This is a genomic window from Brevibacterium permense, from assembly GCF_013280495.1.
GTDB classification, from domain to species: Bacteria; Actinomycetota; Actinomycetes; order Actinomycetales; family Brevibacteriaceae; genus Brevibacterium; species Brevibacterium permense.
In genome coordinates this window covers 40106-59383 of record NZ_JABSSX010000005.1, presented here as the reverse complement: position 1 = coordinate 59383, position 19278 = coordinate 40106, and the positions used below count along the sequence as shown (strand labels likewise).

The window sequence follows — 19278 nt, the reverse complement described above, 5'->3', positions numbered from 1 at the left end:
ACAAAGGCGTCGCTGGCTCTCCTTGTTCAGCCTCGCTATCGCGGTGTCGAGGAAAAGAGGTTGAGACCAAGCTTTCGGGAGAGATGGGCAGTCGCGTGTATTCCGCGCACACTGTTCCCGGCCGCGTCGAGGGGCGGAGAGAATATGGCAAGGCTTCCTTTGCCCGGTGCGACTGTGACGACGCCGCCGGCGACTCCGCTCTTTCCTGGCATGCCGATCTCGTAGAGCCAGTCCCCACTCGCTTCGTACATTCCGGTGGTTGCCATCACCGAGAGGACGTCTTGGCTGACAGCGGGACTGACTACTGATGCTCCGGTCACCGGATGGGCGCCACCGTTCGCCAGCGTAGCTCCCATGATCGCAAGATCTTCGGTCGTTACGCGAAGTGAGCACTGACGTGTGTACAGCTCAGTGACACAGGCTGGGTCCACGGCGATGTGGCCGTAGCTCTGCAACAGTCGAGCGATGCTCAGGTTGCGCAGATTCGTCTCCATTTCCGACTGATACACATCGTCATCAAGTACCAGGTCACGCCCAGCGAAGGCGGACAGTCCCGCATGGATGAATTCCCACTTCTGGTCCCATGATTCCCCCGGCACGAGCGACGTCGTCGCCAAAGCCCCGGCATTGACCATAGGGTTCATGGTATGTCCCGCATTCAGCTCGATCGCCATGACGGAGTTGAATGGCAGACCCGTGTTATTTACACCGATCCGCTCACGGACCTCATCGTGGCCGACTGAGTCGCACACGAGCGCATAGACGAACGCCTTTGAGATCGACTGGATGGAGAACTCTTGTCTCGAATCACCGGCGCTGAAGGTGCTGCCATTTGTTGACGCCAAAGTGAGGCCGAACCATCGAGGGTCTGCCTCTGCGAGCTTCGGAATGTAACTTGCAACGTTTCCCTCCTCGAGGCCTGCGTACATCGAGTGGGTCTTCTCCATCATCTTCTCGACGATTGCCGGCGCAGGGAGGTCTCCAGTTGAAACGAGGCTCGGCTCCACCGCGACGCGATCGCGTTCGTACGGGAACGGTACTGGATTCCTAGGATGATTCGACATAATGCAAGGTTAGCGGTGGGTGCCTGCGTACGGAATCTCAGCAATGTTACAACCGAACTGAACGTGAGCGGCGCCGCAGGCTCGAAAGCCTCGGGAGCACGCCACGGTGATCGCGCCAATCATACGTAGATGTATTGCCTGTAGGGTTTGATCAACTCGGAGCGGCTTTCATCCATTCTGCTTTCGTCGCCGGTGTCCGCGGCAGCTGGCGCCGGAGCACGGGCCCTTTTGAACTGATCCGCCGAACGCAGTATCACCGCAAAACCATTAAGCTCAACGACGGTCCATGCTGTTCCTTGGTACCAGAGTCGGGATCCAAAGTGAGAAAGTGACAACTTAAACGAGAACCTACAACAGTCGTCTGAAAAGAAATTCTCTCCCGCCGGAATAAAACCATCCTCAGCAAAGTTGAGTCTGGTGTACGCAACTTTGATGAGGTCGACTTGACCGTCGGAACCTCGGAGAGAATACTTGAGTCCAGTTGGCTCAATGTGTGCGGTCGAGTGGTTCTGACCCAAGGGCCGGAGCCGCCCGATCGCACACATTCGAGTCGAAGGAACTCACGAACTAAGGAGAGAAAACTATGGCACGTGCAGTTGGAATCGACCTCGGAACCACGAACTCCGTCGTTGCAGTCCTCGAAGGCGGCGAGCCGAAGGTCATCGCGAACGCCGAAGGCGGTCGCACGACCCCGTCCGTCGTCGCAGTCAACAAGAACGGCGACTGGCTCGTCGGCGAGATCGCCAAGCGCCAGGCCGTCACGAACGTCAAGAACACCGTCGCATCGGTTAAGCGCCACATGGGCACCGACTGGTCCACCGAAATCGGCGGCAAGAAGATGACGGCTCCCGAGATCTCGGCCCGCATCCTCCAGAAGCTCAAGCACGACGCCGAGGAGTACCTGCAGGAGAAGGTCACCGACGCGGTGATCACCGTCCCTGCCTACTTCAACGACGCCGAGCGACAGGCCACGAAGGACGCTGGTGAGATCGCCGGACTCAACGTCTCGCGCATCATCAACGAGCCCACCGCTGCCGCTCTGGCCTACGGCCTCGAGCGTGGCAAGGAAGACGAACTCATCCTCGTCTTCGACCTCGGTGGCGGAACGTTCGACGTCTCGCTGCTCGAAGTCGGCAAGGACGAAGACGACTTCTCCACCATTCAGGTCCGTGCGACCTCAGGTGACAACCGCCTCGGCGGTGACGACTGGGATCAGCGGATCGTCGACTGGCTGGTTGAGCAGATCAAGAACAACTACGGTGTCGACCTGACCAAGGACGCCACCGCTCTGCAGCGCCTCAAGGAAGCCGCTGAGCAGGCCAAGAAGGAACTGTCCTCGGCTACCAGCACGAACATCTCGCTGCAGTACCTGTCGATGAGTGAGAACGGACCCATCCACCTGGATGAGACCCTCACCCGGGCGAAGTTCGAGGACCTGACCAAGGATCTCCTCGAGCGCACCAAGGCTCCGTTCCACGCTGTGATGAAGGATGCCGGCGTATCCGTTAAGGACATCGACCACGTCGTCCTCGTCGGCGGATCGACCCGCATGCCCAGCGTGACCCGGGTCGTCACCGAACTCACCGGAGGCAAGGAACCCAACAAGGGTGTCAACCCCGATGAGGTCGTCGCGATCGGCGCCGCCGTGCAGGCCGGTGTCCTCGTGGGTGAGCGCAAGGACGTTCTGCTCATCGACGTCACCCCGCTCTCGCTTGGACTCGAGACCAAGGGCGGCGTGATGACGAAGCTCATCGAGCGCAACACCCCGATCCCGACCAAGCGTTCGGAGACCTTCACCACCGCAGAGGACAACCAGCCCTCCGTGTCGATCCAGGTCTTCCAGGGTGAGCGGGAGTTCACTCGCGACAACAAGAACCTCGGCACTTTCGAGCTGACCGGTATCGCTCCGGCTCCGCGCGGTGTGCCGCAGATCGAGGTCGCCTTCGACATCGACGCCAACGGCATCGTCCACGTGTCTGCCACCGACAAGGGCACCGGCACCGAGCAGTCGATGACGATCACCGGCGGTTCCGCGCTGCCGAAGGAAGACATCGACCGCATGGTCCGTGAGGCCGAGGAGCACGCAGAAGAGGACAAGAAGCGCCGTGAGGCTGCCGACGTCCGCAACAATGCGGAGAATCTCGCCTACCAGACCGAGAAGCTGCTGACCGACAATGCCGACAAGCTGCCGGAAGAGCTCAAGACCGAGATGCAGGGCGATGTCGACGCCGTCAAGGAAGCCCTCAAGGGTGAAGACGACGACGCCGTGAAGAGCGCCTACGACAAACTCGTGGAGAACCAGCAGAAGATCGGCGAAGCCATCTACAGCCAGCAGGGCGGTGCCGAAGGCGCCGAAGCTGCCGGTGAAGGTGCCGCCGATGCAGGCGCAGACGACGATGTCGTCGACGCCGAAGTTGTCGACGATGACGATGAGGAGAAGAAGTAATGACTGCCGAGGGCAACGACAAGTCGTCCGAGGAGCCAGGCTTCACCTTCAGCGACAAGCGCCGGGTCGATCCGAACAGCGGTGAGGTCCGTCCCGAGGCCGACGCCCAGTCGGCCTCGGCCGGGGCCGGCGAGGAGCCGAGCGCGGACGCGAATGCCGAACAGGCTGCCGCGGCCGATGCCAGCGACCTCGGGGCGGACATCCCGTCCGATGCCTCGGGTCTCGAGGACATCGAGCCGGAAGCCGAGCCCGAACCGGGCTCGGAGGCAGCGGGGTACCTGGCCGACCTCAAGCGCATCAACGCCGAATATGCGGCGTATCGGATGCGCGCCGACCGCGAACGTGAGCGTGCGGCGCTCGGCGGCACGATCAAGGTCGTCGAGGCCCTGATCCCCGTGCTCGACGAGGTCAAGCTCGCTCGCGACAACGGCGATGTCAGCGGGCCTTTCGAGACCCACGTGAACAAGCTCGTCGAATCGCTGAACAAGATCGGCGTCGAACAGTACGGAGAGGTCGGCGACGAGTTCGACCCGAACATCCACGAGGCGCTCATGCAGCAGCCTTCGGATGAGGTCGAGAATCCGACGCTCTTCCTGGTCATGCAGCCGGGCTACCGGATCGGGGAGCGCATCATCCGCGCCGCCCGTGTCGGTGTCCAGCAGCCGGAGGACTGAGCGACGACCATGATCGCCGAGGCGGCCGCCCGCCCCTTACGCCGGTTCACCGACGTACGGGGCCGGGGAACCGCCTCGGCGGCGGTCCGGATCTTCGGGGCAGTGCCCCGGGGATGCGGATTGTGAGAGGACAAGTGAATACCGTGATGACAGGATTGATTGGAAGGAAAGGAGGTGCCAGGTGAATACCGGACCTCAGAATGATTGGTTCGATAAGGACTTCTACAAAACCCTCGGCGTCTCCAAGGATGCTTCCGACGCTGAGATCAAGAAGGCTTATCGCAAGCTCGCGCGCAAGTATCACCCGGACGCCAACCCCGGTGATGAGAAGGCCGAAGAGAAGTTCAAGGAGATCGGCCAGGCCCACCAGGTGCTCTCCGACAAGGAATCCCGGGCCCAGTACGATCAGGTCCGCGCCATGGGCGGCGGTGCCAGGTTCAGCGCCGGTTCCGGTGGACCGGGCGGGGCTGCCGGCGGCGGATTCGACGATGTGTTCTCCGACCTCTTCGGAGGCGGCGGACGCACCAGGACCCGCACGACCTACACCGGTGGGGGAGACGTTCCCCCGGACCTGGCGGATCTGCTCGGCGGATTCGGCGGAGGTTTCGGCGGTGGCGGTTACGGCGGCTACCAGCCTCCGGTCAAGGGCGGCGACATCAAGTCGAGTACGACGCTGTCGTTCACCGAAGCGATCAACGGTGCCTCGGTGAAGCTGAACATGCCGGGTGGGAAGCCGCTGACCGTGCGGACACCGATCGGGGTCAAGGACGGGCAGAAGATCCGCCTGGCCGGCAAGGGCAAGGCCAGCCCCAACGGCGGCGAGCCCGGTGACGTCATCCTCACCGTGCACGTACGCCCGCACCCGGTCTTCACCCGCGATGGTGACAACCTGCGGATTGAGCTGCCGATCAGCTTCGACGAGGCGGCCCTCGGCGCCGAGGTCAAGGTGCCGACCCTGGGCGGAACGCCCGTCAAGGTCAAGGTCGCACCGGGGACACCCTCGGGACGGACCTTGCGCGTGCGGGGCAAAGGTGTGAAGACGAAGAAAGGCACCGGCGATCTGCTGGCGACAGTCCAGATCGTGGTGCCGAAGAATCTGTCCAAGGAAGCCAAACAAGCGGTCGAGTCCTTCAAGGCCGCCACCGAAGGTGAGGATCCACGCGCCGGTTTGCTGGACAAAGCCAAGGCCAGCTGAGGTGGTTAATCACAATGCACATTTCATCGAGTGCGGCGGTGTATGTCATCTCGGTGGCCGCGGATCTGGCGGGCATGCACCCGCAGACGCTGCGGCAGTATGACCGACTGGGTCTCGTCACTCCGGATCGCACTGCGAGCCGGGGCCGGCGTTATTCCGGAAGGGACATCGCCAAGCTGCGACTGATCCAGCAGCTGTCGCAGGACGAGGGAGTCAACCTCGTCGGGATCAAGAAGATCATCGACCTGCAGAATCAGGTCGATGCGCTCAAGAGCCGCAACGAGGAGCTCGAGGACGAGGTTCGGGCACGCCGGTCGGCGCAGGAACGCGATGCGCGCGTCTTCGCAGCCGGCACCGTGGGCGGAGACGTCGTCTCGATCTCGAGGGGACGACGCCCACAGGGTCGTCCTGAACCGGGAGCCTTGGTGCTGTACAACCGATACCGACGCGGCTGAGCCTGACGGGGACTGGCTGGGACGCTGAGAACAGCGCCGAGGCGGAGTGCGAACCGAACTTTCGGTTCGCACTCCGCCTTTTCGCGTTACTCGACGAATCCAGTTCATTGCGGCATGTAAAAGTACAGGTGCTGTGCGACACTGACTCTGTGAACGAGAACGAGAAGGTTCGTCAGGTCGCCGATGGCGCTGATTCGGCGGCTCAGGAAGCCGCGGACAGCCGCTGGTTCGAGCGGGTGGCGCGTGCGGGTTTCATTGCCAACGGGTTGGTCCACGCGATCCTCGGTGCGACGGCTGTGACCATCGGGCTGGGGCAGGGCGGCGGCGAAGCCGACCAGGCGGGAGCGGTCGGCCAGATCGCTTCACAGCCCTTCGGTATGGTGCTGATCGTCATCTGCTTCCTCGGCTGTGCGCTGATGGCGTTGTGGTGCTTGGTCAACGCGTTCTTCGGCTCATCCTCGCTGCGCGGAGCCGGAACTCGGGACCCGCAGGAGAAGCAGGGGAGGAAGCAGTGGATCGACTTCTTCTCGATGGTCGGTTCTGCCATTGCCTATGTGGTGGTGGCCGCGACTTTCTCCCAGTTCGTCGTTGGCGGAGGATCCGACTCTGGCAAGGCGAGCTCTCAGGCCTCGATGACCGTGGCGAAGGCTCCGGGCGGACTGTATATCCTCATGGCTGTCGGCGCCGTGATTGCGATCATCGGCATCGTGTTCTGTATCAATGGTCTGCGCCGGAAGTGGAAAGATAAGCTTCGTCGGCCGCGCAGCGCGTTCACCCGCTTCCTCGTCGGTTTCACCGGTGTTGTCGGGTATCTGGGCAAAGGTGCGACGCTGCTGTCGGTGGGCACCCTCATCGTGGTGTCTGCGGCGACCGGTGATCCGGAGGAGTTCACTGGTATCGACGGTGCGCTCAAGGGCATGCGCGATCAGCCGTTCGGGCCGTACCTGCTGTTGGCGGTGGGCTTGGGCCTGGTCCTCTACGGAGTCTTCCTCGCCCTGCGCTCGAGGTACGACCGCATGGATTGAGCAGTATTCTGCTTCATCTGCTTCATCTGCTTCATCTGCTTCGCTGCGGCGCAGATAAGAAGGGCGCGAACCCGGGTGGGTTCGCGCCCTTCTTCGACTCACGCCCAGCTCAGTCGAGCCGGCACGCTCTCAAGCCAGTCGCAATCAGATCTCTGCAGGATCCTGAGCAGTCTTCTTGCGACGCATGGTCAGAGCGACTGCGACTCCACCGATGAGGAGGAGGCCCGCGCCGCCGACGAGGCCGGTCAGCTCGGTACCGGTGCGGGGCAGGTCGCCGCCGTTGCCGGCATCTCCGTTGTCGCCGTCGTCGTTTCCGCCGTTGCCGTCATCGTCTTCGCCACCGGCGTTGGCATCCTTCTCGACCGAGAAGTCACCGGTCAGTTCCTCATCACCGCAGGTGACGGTCACATCGTAGTCGCCGATGTAGGCCGAAGCTTGCGAAGCGTCTTCGCCGAAGACGTTGACGCTGGCCTTGCCTTCGTCGTCTGCTTGGACGGGCTTGTCGAAGGCGGTGACGCTCGACTCGCCCTTGGGGTTGACGAGGAAGCGGACATCTTCACCGGGTTCGCAGTTCTCGACGGCGAGGGTGACGCCCTTTTCTTTCTTGACGAAGTCAGCAAGCGTGATCGACTCGGGGGAGACGGTCAGCTTGGCTTCTTCAGCCGGAGCGGTGGGTTCTTCGGTCTCGTCTTCGGTGATGGTGAAGTCCTGAGCCGGGGACCTGGTCTCGGCTTCGGGGTCGAACGCCCAGACTGAGTAGTCGCCGGCGGGGAGGTTGCCATCGCCTTCGAACTTCAGTGTTGTGGAGAACTTTCCTTCGCCGTCAGTCGTGACTTCCTTAGTGGCGAAGGGCGACTGTGCGTTTCCGCCGACGACGTTGATTGCGGTATCCGGAGCGAATCCTTCACCGGTGACCTTGACACCGTTCTCCGCAAACTCGCTCTCCGTGAACTTGTCGGCGTTGAGCGAGACCTTCGGGTCGGTCTCAGGAGCTTCGGGCTCGTCGGAATCACCTTCGGTGACGGTGAAGCTCGCCGGGATCTCCTGCTTTTCGCCATCGCGTTCGACGATGACCGTGAAGTTGACCTCATCGGGGTCGATTGCGCTGGGATCCCCGGTGGTGTTGTAGATGGTGTAGGTCAGAGTGTCGCCTTCTGCGGTGTCGGACTGACCCTCCTTGTAGGAGATGTTGTCAGAAACCTTGTCGCCTGCCTCGAGGCCGGTGACGGTGACCTGGACACCCTTTTCCCGGTTTGCGAGATCTTCCTGCGAGACCTTCTGGGGCGAAACGCTGGCCTTGACGTCTTCAAGGGCTCCTTGAGCTACCCCGGTGCCCTTGGCGACGCTTGCTTTAGCGAACTCCGCCGAGGCACTCTTGGCGGGCTGAGTGTCGGCCGAGGCGGGGGCCTCGGGAGCAGCGATGACTGGGGATGCGGCCAGGCCGGTGATGGCGATGGCCACCGCGGGGGCGAGGGCGAGCTTCTTCATGTATTTCCTTAGAAAATTACAGCTGGGTGTGAAGTATTACGAATGTAACAGTAATGCAACATTCACCACACACATAGTTGTGGTCGTTTTGTTCAGCTCTGAGTTCGGTTCTGGCGCAGAGTTCATTCTCCATTCATCCTGACCGCCCGGTTCGTCGCAGACTGCAGAACAGAAGGAGGGGCGGCTCAGCGTGTGCTGAGCCGCCCCTCCTTCTGGATTCAGGTCATCCGCCTGGCTCGGATCAGAAGCTCGTCGGAGTCTGTCCGATCTTGTTCTTGCGGCCGGTCAGCGCGATCGCGGCACCACCGACGAGGAGGAGCAGGGCGCCCGTCGTCAGCCCGCCGAGGTCGGCACCGGTGCGCGGCAGCTGGCTGCCGTCGTCTCCACCGTTGCCGGCGTTGCCGTTGTCGCCGCCTCCGGAGCCGCCGCCGTTTGCGCCTTCGGTGACCATGAAGGAGTCCTTCATGGTGTCATCGCCGCAGGTCGCAGTCGCGGTGTAAGCGCCGACGTAAGCCGAGACATCCGACGAGGTGCCGAAGACGTTGACCGATGCATTGCCTTCGTCATCAGCCTTGACGCTGTTCTCGTAGGCGGTGACGTTGATGCCCTTCGGGTTGACCTCGAAGTGGACATCCGCGCCGGGTTCGCAGTTCTCGACAGCGAGGGTGACTCCCTTCTTCTCGTTGGCGAAGTCCGCCGCCTCGATCGTCTTCGGAGAAACCTTGAAGGTCGCCTCGGCGGGCGCCTCCGGGTTGTCTCCATCGTCGTCACTGTCCTCGGCGACGATGTTGATGTTGCCGTTGAGGGTCTCCGACTCGGTGCCTTCGCGGTCGATGGTGACGGTGAAGGGAACCTTGCCTGCTTCGAGGCTGTCGGGGTTGCCCTCGTACCAGAGGTGGAGCTTGTAGTCTCCGTCGGCGTCGGCGATCTCGGTCTTCCCGGTGAGGGAGTCCTTGATCTTATCGCCCTTCTTCACGCCCGTGACGGTGACGGTCACGCCCTTGTCCTTGTTGGCGAGATCCTCGGCGGTGATCTCCTTTGGATCGACCTTGAGGGATGCGTCGATCGCATCGACGGCCTCGTCTTCATCGACGACGTTGATTTCACCGTTGAGAGTCTCCGACTCGGTGCCTTCGCGCTCGACATTGACGGTGAACGGAAGTTTGCCGACTTCGAGATCTGAAGCCTTGCCCTCGTACCAGAGGTGGAGCTTGTAGTCGCCGTCGGCATCGGCGGTCTCGGTCTTTCCGGTGAGGGAGTCGGTGATCTTGTCGCCCTTCTTCACGCCCGTGACGGTGACGGTCACGCCCTTGTCCTTGTTGGCGAGATCCTCGGCGGCGATCTCCTTGGGGTCGACCTTGATGGATGCGTCGATCGGGGTCACGGAATCGTCGGTCACAGTGAACTCGACGGACTTTGTGGAACCGGTCTTGGGATCGACAGCGTATACGAGGTACGTGCCGGCTTCGAGGTATTCGGCTGCAGGCGCGTTGAGGTGGCCTGAGATGTTTCCTTCGGCATCTGCGGTGGCCGTATCTTCGCCGCCGTGCCAGACCCCCTTGCCGTGGCCGCCATAGACTTTGATCTGAGCCTCGGGTGTAAAACCAGCTCCGCTGTAGTCGATTCCGTTCTTCTCGAAATCCTCAATGGAAATTTCGTTGGTGGGGAGGGAGATATTGCCGGGCGCCGGCCCCTGCCTTTTGAGGTTCAAAGTGTCGGCGACCGTATCAGGGGAGGTGCCTGCCCGCTGCACCTGGACAGCGTAAGCAACGGATTCCTGGCTGAGTTCTTTCGCGGAACGCAGCTTCATTGTCGCGGTCGAACCCTGAGCGGTGACTGCCGGACCGGTCAGGCCGGACTTCGCCGAGACCTTATCGCCCTTCTCCAGGCCAGTGACCTTGACGGTCACGCCATCTTCGTGGAGCTCCTCGGCGGTGACATCGCCGGAGACGACCTGCACCGAAGCATTGATCGGATTGACCTTGTCCTCGGAATTGTCGTCGTCCTTGGCGTCCTTGTCCTCATCTTTGGGGGCAGGTGCGGGCTTCGGGGCGACCTTCTTCGGCGGCTTCTTGGCGTCGTCCTTCTTGTCCGCCTTGTCCTCGGCGGCCTTCTTCTCATCCGCCTTCTTCTTTGCAGCGGCCTTGGCGTCCTTGGCCTTCTTGTCCGCGGCAGCCTTCTTCTCTGCCGCAGCCTTCTCCTTGGCCTTCTTATCGGCTTCGGCCTTCTTGGCGGCCGCTTCCGCATCAGCCTTCTTCTTGGCTTCGGCCTTCTTGGCCTTGTGTGCTTCGACCTTCTTCTGCTCAGCGGTCTGCGATGAGGTCGACTGTGCGGACGTCGATTCCGCGGCAGCGACCGGGCTCGCGACGAGACCGGTGAACGCGAGCGCGACTGCCGGCGCGAGGATGATCTTCTTCATTTGAGTGCCTTCAATCTCTGTGGCGAGGGGTGTGATACGGCACTCATCTTAGGTTCTGAGGATTTTCCAAACTATTTCTGTACGTTTTGTTCAGGTTTAAAAGCGGTAACACTTAGGTGAATTCCTTTGATCGTTTCGTGACCTACTCGTCGGTAAAAGAATGACCGTCAGTGCCGCCTCGGCGCGGGGACGTGTCGGCCGCGCGAATTCAGCGCTTCTGAGCTAGACCGGCCACGCCTCGGCGCGGATCTGCTTGCGCTGTTCGACGGTGGGCACGCGGACGGTCAGGGCGGAGGGGTCGACCTCCATCTCGAGGTAGGACGACTGACCCAGCGGGTCTCCGTCGATCTGGATATCGACCTCCTCGCCGGCTTCGATGACGACCTTTCGGCACTTCCGGATGTTCGTGTGCAACCCGCGTGAGGCTCGGCGGCCGGCGATCGAAGCGAGCACGCCGACCCATTGGCCGAGGTTCTTCGGGCTGACGATGAGCACGTCGAGCATGCCGTCGTCGATGACGGCCTGCGGAAGCAGCTGGATGCCTCCCTGCAATCGGCCGCAGTTGCCGCCGAGCACCGAACGCACCCTTGCCGAGATCCGATATTCGTCGTCGAACGTGACCTTGACATGACTGGGTTTGCCGGTGAGCTTCCGCGATCCCGCTTCGACGTAGGCGAGCCATCCGAGACGGGCCTTGAGATCGTCGTTGGTATCGGCCATGACCGCGGCGTCGAAACCGAGTCCGGTCATCACGGTGAAGACATGGGTATCGCCGTCGGGGGCGATCTTCGCCGTCCCAACGTCGATCTCCCGGTTGCGTCCCCACAGCGCGATCCGCAGCGCCCATTCCGTCTTGTCGAGGACGAGGTCGATATTGCGGGCGAGCAGGTTCCCGGTCCCCAACGGCACGATCCCCAGCGGAGTGGAGGTTCCGGCCAGCGCCGAGGCGACCGCGCGGATGGTGCCGTCCCCGCCGGCGGCGATGACGACGTCGACTCCCTCGTCGAGGGCACGGGCCGTGGCCCCCTCACCGGAATCCTCGGGGGTCGTCTCGAGCACGAGCGGAGGGTTCCACCCCTCGAAACGGCAGATCGCCTCGGCGGTGGCGGCCAATTTGCGCACATCGGTCTTCGTGGGATTGACGATGAGCGCGGCACGGTATCGGGCCGCATCATCGACCGCCTCGTCGGAGAGGTTCGGCGGGTGGGCGTAGCGTCTCATCGTATTGAGCGTGCGTCGCACGCCGCAGCGGCGGCCGATGAGGAACGCGGCCGCGAGCACGGCGAGGGCACCGATGACGATGACCCAGGTCATCAGGGGGTCCAACTCGATGATCATGCCCCAAATCTACCGCGTCGAAGTCGTGTGCAGGCTGAGCGCCGAATGTCGAAAACACGCCCGGCCCGTTAAGCTGAGAGGGTGATCGATCTAGCGCTTCTCAGAGACAACCCGGCCCTGTTCAAGGCATCGCAGGAGGCTCGCGGGGCATCCGTCGAGCTCATCGACGAAGTCATCGCCGCCGATTCCGCTCGTCGTGCGGCCATCACCGCCTTCGAAGACGCTCGTGCGGATCAGAAGTCGTTCTCCTCCCAGATCGCGAAGGCGTCGAAGGAGGACAAGCCGGCGCTCATCGCCGAGGGCAAGGCGAAGTCCGAGGCAGTGAAGTCACTGGCGGCCGAATCCGAAGAAGCCACTTTCGCCTTCGACCAACTCGTGTCGAAGGTCCCGAACCTCATCATCGACGGCATCCCTGCCGGCGGCGAAGAGAACTTCGTGACGCTCAAAACCGTGGGCGAACCCCGTGACTTCGCCCCTGAAGGCTTCGAACCGCTCGACCACCTCGAGATCGGCGAGAGGCTGAAGGCCATCGACACACAGCGGGGAACGAAGGTCTCCGGGTCGCGGTTCCACTACCTCACCGGCTTCGGCGCGAAGCTGGAGATGGCCCTGCTCAACCTCGCCCGCGACGTCGCCGAGGAGGCCGGGTTCAGCCCGACCATCACCCCGACCTTGGTCCGTCCCGAGGTCATGCGCGGCACCGGGTTCCTCGGTGAGCACGCCGACGAGGTGTACCGTCTCGAAGCCGACGACCTGTTCCTCGTCGGCACCTCCGAGGTGCCCCTGGCCGGCTACCACATGGACGAGATCATCGACCTCTCCGACGGTCCGCTGCGCTACGCCGGCATCTCCTCCTGCTACCGCCGCGAGGCCGGCTCCTACGGCAAGGACACCCGCGGGATCATCCGCGTCCACCAGTTCCAGAAGGTCGAGATGTTCGCCTACGTCCCGGTCGAGGACGCCGAAGCCGAACACGAGCGGATGCTGTCGCTGCAGGAGAAGATGCTCGGACTGTGCGAGCTGCCCTACCGGGTCATCGACACAGCTGCCGGCGACCTCGGCGATTCGGCCGCCCGCAAATTCGACTGCGAAGCCTGGGTGCCGACTCAGGGCACCTACCGCGAGCTGACCTCGACATCGAACTGCACGACGTTCCAGGCCCGCCGCCTGCAGATCCGCGAACGCCGCGACGGATCGACCCGCCCCGTCGCCACCCTCAACGGAACCATGGCCAACACCCGCTGGCTGGTGCCGATCCTCGAGAACCATCAGCAGGCCGACGGCTCGGTCACGGTTCCTGCGGCACTGCGGCCCTACCTCGGCGGGATGACCGCACAGGGACCGGAAGGACCGCGCTACTGAGCCTGTGCCGGGACGCGGGGCACTGACCGTACGGCGGAACTCAGCGGGACTCGGTTGGGTACGGTCGCCTCGGCGCCGGGAAGAACGACGACAAGAAGATATACGCATACGTTGGGAGACACATTGACCCCGCACCTCATCGCACTCGATGTCGACGGCACGATCGTCGGATACGACGGATCCCTGTCGGAGTCGGTGAAGCAGGTGCTCGATCGGCTCGCCGAGGATGGCCACCACCTCGTGGTCTCCACCGGCCGAGCCCTGCCGGGAGCGCTTGAGGTCGTCCACGCGCTCGACCTCAAGCACGGCTTCATCGTGTGCTCGAACGGATCCGTGGTCGTGCGCCTCGACCCGGAGCTGCCGTTGGGATGGGAGCTGCACCACGTCGTGTCCTTCGACCCGAAGGATGCGCTCGAGCAGATGCACGCGGCACTGCCGACGGCGCTGTTCCTCGTCGAGGATCCGGACCTCCACCGATGGGCGTCCGGACCGTTCCCGGTCGGCGAACTCGCCGAATCCGACACCCTCGACATCGTCGACTTCGACGAGCTGCTGACCAAGCAGGCTACCCGTATCGTCATGCGCGAGGTCAACGGCACCGCCGAGGAATTCGCCGCCGCCGTGGACTCGCTCGGACTGCATGAGGTCAGCTATTCGGTGGGCTGGAGCAACTGGCTCGACATCGCCCCGGACGGGGTCTCGAAGGCCAGCGGTCTGGAGATCGTGGCCGAGGAACTCGGAGTCAAGCACGCCCACACCGTGGGAGCCGGAGACGGACTCAACGACCTCGAGATGATCGAATGGGTCGAACACGGAATCGTCATGGGGCAGTCGAAGGACGAACTCAAGGTGCTCGCGAGCGTGGTCACCGATTCGGTCGACGACGACGGACTGGCAGTAGCACTGGTCGATTACTTCAGCCTCGACACGACTCTCCTCGAAGCAGAGGGCACCACCAACACCCGCCCCTGATTACTACCTGACGGCGGCCCAGCAACCTCGCGCGAGGTAGCTGGGCCGCCGTCAGGTAGCAATTAGGACTAGTTTGGGTGGGTGTCTAGGACGGCGTCGAGGTAGCGTGCGACGCCGTCGTCGTCGACCTCGTCGGTGACGGCCGCGGCGATCGCCTTGACCGATCCCAGCGCATTGCCCATCGCGACCCCGTGCCCGGCCCACGACAGCATCTCGATGTCATTGGGCATATCCCCGAACGCCATCACCTGAGCCCGCGCCACTCCGAGGTGGTCGCACAGGTCGGACAGCGTCTTCGCCTTCGTGATCCCATGCGGTGCCAGTTCGACGAGGCCGTTGTCCGGTTCGGAGAACGACGCATGACAGGTGCCGTCGACGAGCGGATCGATGAGGTCGTGCATCGCCTGCGAATCGCTCGTCTCCAGACGCACGAGCACCTTGACGACGTCCTCGCCGGCGAGTTCGGAGACATCGCCGATGATCCTGGCCTCACGCGGTCGGCCGGTGACGAACTCCCGGTCGATGAAACCGCCGTTGAGCGTCTCGTAGGCGAACCTGGCCTCGGGATGATCGACGCGGACCGCCGCGGTGATCTCCGCCAGCGTCTGTGAGTCGATAGTGTGCGCATCGACGACGGACCGAGTGGCGATGTCGTAGACGACCGCCCCGTTGAGGCAGACGACCCGACCGAGGTCGGGGATCTGGTCGGCGATCGGCGCCAACCATCGCATGGGCCGTCCGGTCACGAGCACGAACGGGATTCCCGCGTCCTGGCAGCGGTGGATCGCATCGATCGTGGCCGTCGAGATCGGCTTCCAATTCAGCAGCAGAGTGCCGTCGATATCGCTGGCGACGAGGCCGAGGTCGAAGTCATCGGGCGGCAGGATATCGGGGCTGATCGGAGTTCTCATTGTGCCTCCACCTTAGCGAGAATCTCCCGCGCCCGCCCCAGCAGCTCCTCGGCATCCGTGATGAACCGAACCGTGGCCTCCGCGCTCGAGTCGATCGACCGTCCCGATGACTCGTCCGCCCGTGCCATCGATGCCGCGAGCACTGCCTCGCCGACCTTCGATGAGGCCTTCGTCAGCAGCTCCGGTGAGTCGCCGACGGCTTGCCGAGTGGGTCCGGGCACCACCTGACCGGTGACTGGGTGGCGGGCGTGGAGGGTCGCGGTGAGGTCGTCGACGACGTCGACGAGTGCGTTGAGCCGGTGGGTGCCGTCGACGATGACGTCGATCGGATCCTTCGCCGGGGCGGCCGTGACCGAGCCGTCGGATGACCCCGCCGAGGCGGTTCCCGAGATGGCTCCCGAGGCGGTTCCCGAGATGGCGCTGCCACCGGAGTCCCGTGACTCGTGGAGGGCCACCGCGGTGGTGTAGTACCGGTCGACTGCGCGGATGAAGCGGTCGCGGTTGTGGCGCCACAGACCGGTGCCGAACCGGTCATCGTCCTTGACCGCGGTCGGAATCGCCTTCTTGCGCAGACCGGAGAAGAAGCGCTTCACAGATAGTTGCCGGTGCCGCGATTGTCGCGGTCCGACTCCTGCTTTTCGCCGGGCTGCCCGTCGGCCGGCGTCATCCCCGGCGGAACTATTCCCGGAGGCAGTTGGCCGCGTCCGGCCATCTGCTGGGCCATGGCCTGCTGTGCCACGATCGCGGTCTGGATGCCGTGGAAGAGACCCTCTAACCAACCGACGAGCTGAGCCTGTGCGATCCGCAGCTCCGAGGTCGTCGGGGGACCGTCGGCCGAGTCGAAGGGCAGATCGAGGCGCTCGAGCTCCTCGATGAGGTCCTTCGACAGCCCATCTTCGAGTTCGTCGATGGAACGGCGATGGATCTCCGCGAGTCGCTGCCGTCCCTTCTCATCGAGCTCGGTGCCGCGGACCTCCTCGAGCAGCTGCTTGACCATGGTGCCGATGCGCATCACCTTCGCCGGTGACGAGACATCCGCCTGATCGTGCTGCGCCTTGGCGAGGCCGGCCTGCGCTCCGTCGGCGTTCGGCACACCGTGTGCGTTCCCAGCCTCGTCTGTGTTCGCGGCGCTCGTCTCACCCGAGGAGTTCTGGACGCCGTCCGCGGACTCGGGATTCTCAGTCATTGGTCATGCACCTTCCTCATCGACGATGAGCAGAACCTTGCCGATGTTCGCCCCGTCCTCCAGCGTCTGATGAGCACGGACGACGTCGGGCAACGGCATGGCTTCGTGGATGATGGGGCGGATGTCGCCCGAGATCACGGCTGGCCAGAGACGGTCGGCCACCTCGGCGACGATGGCGATCTTCTGTTCTTTCGGTCGTGCCCGCAGGGTCGTGGCGGAGACTGACTTGCGCGGCTGCATGAGCCAGCCGAGGTTGATCTCGGTCTTCGTTCCGCCCTGCATGCCGATGATGACGAGACGGCCGTCGGTGCCCAGCGCCTTGATATTGCGCTCGAGGTACTTCGCGCCGATGATGTCGAGGATGACATCGGCGCCGGTCGATCCGTCGTCGTGGTTGCAGATCTCGCGGACCCGTTCGACGAAGTCCTCTTCGCGGTAGTTGATGACGGCATCGGCACCGAGTTCGCGGCAGAATTCGGCTTTTTTATCGGTGCCGACGGTCACAACGATCTTCACGCCGAGGTGGCGCGCAATCTGGATCGCGGCCGTGCCGATGCCGGAGCCGCCGCCGTGGACGAGCAGCCACTCACCGGCCTGCACTTGTGCGCGGCCGACGATGTTCGACCAGACGGTCGATAGCACCTCGGGCAGGGCGGCCGCCTCGGTGAGGTCGAAGTCATCGGGGACGGGAAGCAGCTGACCGGCGGGAACGGGCACGTACTCGGCATAGCCGCCGCCAGAGAGCAGGGCCGCCACCCGGTCGCCGACCGACCAGCCGGTGACGTCGGCGCCGAGCTTTTCGATCGTGCCGGAGACCTCGAGCCCGGGAATCAGGGTGGCCCCGGGTGGGGGATCGTAGAATCCGCGGCGCTGCAGCAGGTCGGCCCTGTTGACGCCGGCGGCATGGACGCGGACGAGGACTTCATCGGCGGCGATGTCAGGTGTGGGTTCGTCGGTGACCTGCAGGACCTCGGGCTCACCGGGGGAGGAGATCGTGATAGCGCGCATACATCCACTCTAGTAGCTGGGTACGCGAGTGGGCAGGGGCATTCGCGAGGTGGGGTTCGGCGGAGGGCCACTCGGGATGAGGCAGGGCGGCACAGGATGCTGCACGGCTCGAATTGGGGTCGCTATCGGATACTGGCCCTCGAATGTAGGTCGCTATCGGATACTTCTGGAGCTCAGAAGTATCCGATAGCGACCTACATTCGGCAGCGAAGCCACTCAGGCGAAGAGCCGGAACATCGGCGAGTTCTGGTGGACTCGCTCGACCTCGATATTCGAGGCCTCCATCCTCTCGAGCAGGTTCGGCAGGTCTTCGGCATAGCCGAGCTGGATGCCGACGAACGCCGGTCCGGTCTCCCGGTCGGAGCGTTTGACGTACTCGAACATGGCGATATCGTCCTCGGGCCCGAGCACCTCGTTGAGGAATCGGCGCAGGGCACCGGGTTCCTGCGGGAAGTCGACGATGAAGTAGTGCTTGAGGCCTTCGTGGACGAGTGAGCGTTCGAGGATCTCCGGGTAGCGGGAGATGTCGTTGTTGCCGCCGGAGACCAGGCACACCACGGTCGACCCGGGTTCGATCGTGATGGGCTTGTCCGAGTCCGGGCCGCCAATTCCGGCCGAGGCCAGGGCGCCGGAGGGTTCGGCGATGATGCCGTCGACCTGGTACATATCGAGCATCTCGGTGGCCACCGCGCCCTCGGCGACGGGGCGGATGTCGAGGCCGAGGTCGGCGATGACGTCATAGGTGATGTTGCCGGCCCGGCGCACGGCGGTACCGTCGGCGAAACGGTCGATGTTCTCCAAGGTCACGGGGTGGCCGGCCTTGAGTGCTGCGATCATCGAGGCGGCTCCGGCGGGTTCGGCGCCGACGACCTTCGTGTGCGGCATCCGTTCGGCAGCATAGGCGGCGATTCCCGCGAGCACTCCGCCGCCGCCGACGGGCACGATGATGTAGTCGGGATCGGTTTCGAGCTGAGCGTGGATCTCCGCGGCCACGGTGCCCTGCCCGGCGATCGTGCGCATATCGTCGAAGGCCGAAACCAGGAGTGCCTCATTGCGTTCGGCGAACCGGTGCGCCAGCGCCGAGGCGTCATCGTAGGTGGAGCCGGCGATCTCGATCGTCACCTGCTCCCCGCCGAAGTGGCGGACGCGTTCGATCTTCTGCTTCGGCGTCGTCTTCGGCACGAAGATCGTGCCCTGGATACCCAGTTCCTTACAGGCGCGGGCGAAGCCCTGGGCATGATTGCCCGCCGAGGCGCAGACGACACCGCGGGCGCGTTCGTCGGCATCGAGCTGGAGCATGAAGTTGAAGGCGCCGCGGATCTTGTAGGACCGCACCATCTGCAGGTCCTCACGCTTGAGGTAGACCGTGGAACCGGTTGCGGCCGTCAGCCGCTCGCAGATCTGAAGTGGCGACAGGATGACGGAATCGGAAATTCGCAGCGCAGCCGCCTCGACCTCGCCGGCGAGTGTGAGCTTCTGGGGTGCCATATCTGTTTCAACCACCTGACTATTGTGCGCCCTTTGTCTTGCCATCTGGCAACTCGTATCGACATGAGGACAGCCGCGGGGCCGCTGAGAACCCGCCCCGGCCCGCCCCGCAATGAGCGTCCCGCGTCCCTCCCGTACTCGCCTCACAACTACCCGAACCCCGTGATTCGTCTTGCGACTTCGGGGTTTCGGGTGCGCCCTGGACCCCGAATACCCCATATCATGATTGGATGGAGGATGCCCGTAA

16 protein-coding genes are annotated in these 19278 nt (G+C 63.6%); 7 read left to right on the top strand and 9 right to left on the bottom strand.

Annotated elements, in window-relative coordinates; all coding sequences use genetic code 11:
* Positions 1-35: 35 nt before the first annotated feature.
* Positions 36-1064 (bottom strand): glutaminase A, encoded by a 1029-nt coding sequence (gene glsA / locus HK353_RS08915; protein WP_173155331.1) that lies wholly within the window; start codon positions 1062-1064, stop codon positions 36-38.
* A 583-nt stretch (positions 1065-1647) separates the two neighbouring features.
* Here glsA and dnaK point away from each other — a divergent pair.
* The 5 genes from dnaK (at position 1648) to HK353_RS08890 (ending at position 6859) form a co-directional block, all read left to right on the top strand.
* Positions 1648-3510: a molecular chaperone DnaK gene (gene dnaK / locus HK353_RS08910; RefSeq protein ID WP_173155329.1), complete on the top strand. Its 1863-nt coding sequence runs from the start codon at positions 1648-1650 to the stop codon at positions 3508-3510.
* Positions 3510-4184: a nucleotide exchange factor GrpE gene (locus HK353_RS08905; RefSeq protein ID WP_173155321.1), complete on the top strand. Its 675-nt coding sequence runs from the start codon at positions 3510-3512 to the stop codon at positions 4182-4184. The genes dnaK and HK353_RS08905 overlap by 1 nt, the downstream gene beginning before the upstream one ends.
* Before the next feature lie 181 nt (positions 4185-4365).
* The gene (locus tag HK353_RS08900) at positions 4366-5379 is read left to right on the top strand and encodes a DnaJ C-terminal domain-containing protein (protein WP_173155319.1); all 1014 of its coding nucleotides are present in this window, start codon (positions 4366-4368) and stop codon (positions 5377-5379) included.
* 14 nt (positions 5380-5393) lie between these two features.
* Positions 5394-5834 carry a heat shock protein transcriptional repressor HspR gene (locus tag HK353_RS08895; RefSeq protein ID WP_173155317.1) on the top strand — a complete coding sequence of 147 codons (441 nt, stop codon included), beginning with the start codon at positions 5394-5396 and terminating at the stop codon, positions 5832-5834.
* A gap of 149 nt (positions 5835-5983) precedes the next feature.
* Positions 5984-6859, top strand: a complete 876-nt coding sequence (locus HK353_RS08890; protein WP_173155315.1) for a DUF1206 domain-containing protein — start codon at positions 5984-5986, stop codon at positions 6857-6859.
* Between the two features lie 144 nt (positions 6860-7003).
* Here HK353_RS08890 and HK353_RS08885 read toward each other — a convergent pair whose 3' ends face one another.
* The 3 genes from HK353_RS08885 to HK353_RS08875 all read right to left on the bottom strand — a co-directional run bounded on the left by HK353_RS08885 (position 7004) and on the right by HK353_RS08875 (position 12104).
* The gene (locus tag HK353_RS08885) at positions 7004-8347 is read right to left on the bottom strand and encodes an LPXTG cell wall anchor domain-containing protein (protein WP_173155313.1); all 1344 of its coding nucleotides are present in this window, start codon (positions 8345-8347) and stop codon (positions 7004-7006) included.
* A 241-nt stretch (positions 8348-8588) separates the two neighbouring features.
* The gene (locus HK353_RS08880; protein ID WP_173155311.1) at positions 8589-10766 is read right to left on the bottom strand and encodes a hypothetical protein; all 2178 of its coding nucleotides are present in this window, start codon (positions 10764-10766) and stop codon (positions 8589-8591) included.
* Positions 10767-10988: 222 nt separating this feature from the next.
* Entirely contained in the window at positions 10989-12104 is a 1116-nt protein-coding gene (locus HK353_RS08875) for a diacylglycerol/lipid kinase family protein (protein ID WP_245395900.1), read from the bottom strand.
* A gap of 81 nt (positions 12105-12185) precedes the next feature.
* Here HK353_RS08875 and serS point away from each other — a divergent pair, with 81 nt between their 5' ends.
* Together serS and HK353_RS08865 are read left to right on the top strand one after the other, a co-directional pair.
* Positions 12186-13466, top strand: coding sequence for a serine--tRNA ligase (gene serS / locus HK353_RS08870; protein WP_173155309.1), 1281 nt, complete (start codon positions 12186-12188; stop codon positions 13464-13466).
* A gap of 111 nt (positions 13467-13577) precedes the next feature.
* Positions 13578-14438: an HAD family hydrolase gene (locus HK353_RS08865; RefSeq protein ID WP_245395899.1), complete on the top strand. Its 861-nt coding sequence runs from the start codon at positions 13578-13580 to the stop codon at positions 14436-14438.
* Between the two features lie 68 nt (positions 14439-14506).
* Here HK353_RS08865 and HK353_RS08860 read toward each other — a convergent pair whose 3' ends face one another.
* The 5 genes from HK353_RS08860 to ilvA form a co-directional block, all read right to left on the bottom strand.
* A complete protein-coding gene (locus tag HK353_RS08860) occupies positions 14507-15349 on the bottom strand; it encodes an HAD family hydrolase (RefSeq protein WP_173155307.1) in 843 nt (280 codons plus the stop codon).
* Positions 15346-15942 carry a hypothetical protein gene (locus tag HK353_RS08855; RefSeq protein ID WP_342589865.1) on the bottom strand — a complete coding sequence of 199 codons (597 nt, stop codon included), beginning with the start codon at positions 15940-15942 and terminating at the stop codon, positions 15346-15348. The genes HK353_RS08860 and HK353_RS08855 overlap by 4 nt, the downstream gene beginning before the upstream one ends.
* Complete coding sequence (locus HK353_RS08850) at positions 15939-16535, bottom strand: proteasome activator (RefSeq protein WP_173155305.1); 597 nt, start codon at positions 16533-16535, stop codon at positions 15939-15941. Before HK353_RS08850 ends, HK353_RS08855 begins: the two co-directional genes overlap by 4 nt.
* 3 nt (positions 16536-16538) lie before the next feature.
* Positions 16539-17543 (bottom strand): NAD(P)H-quinone oxidoreductase, encoded by a 1005-nt coding sequence (locus tag HK353_RS08845; protein ID WP_173155303.1) that lies wholly within the window; start codon positions 17541-17543, stop codon positions 16539-16541.
* A 216-nt stretch (positions 17544-17759) separates the two neighbouring features.
* The gene (gene ilvA, locus HK353_RS08840) at positions 17760-19031 is read right to left on the bottom strand and encodes a threonine ammonia-lyase IlvA (protein WP_173155716.1); all 1272 of its coding nucleotides are present in this window, start codon (positions 19029-19031) and stop codon (positions 17760-17762) included.
* Between the last annotated feature and the right edge of the window lie 247 nt (positions 19032-19278).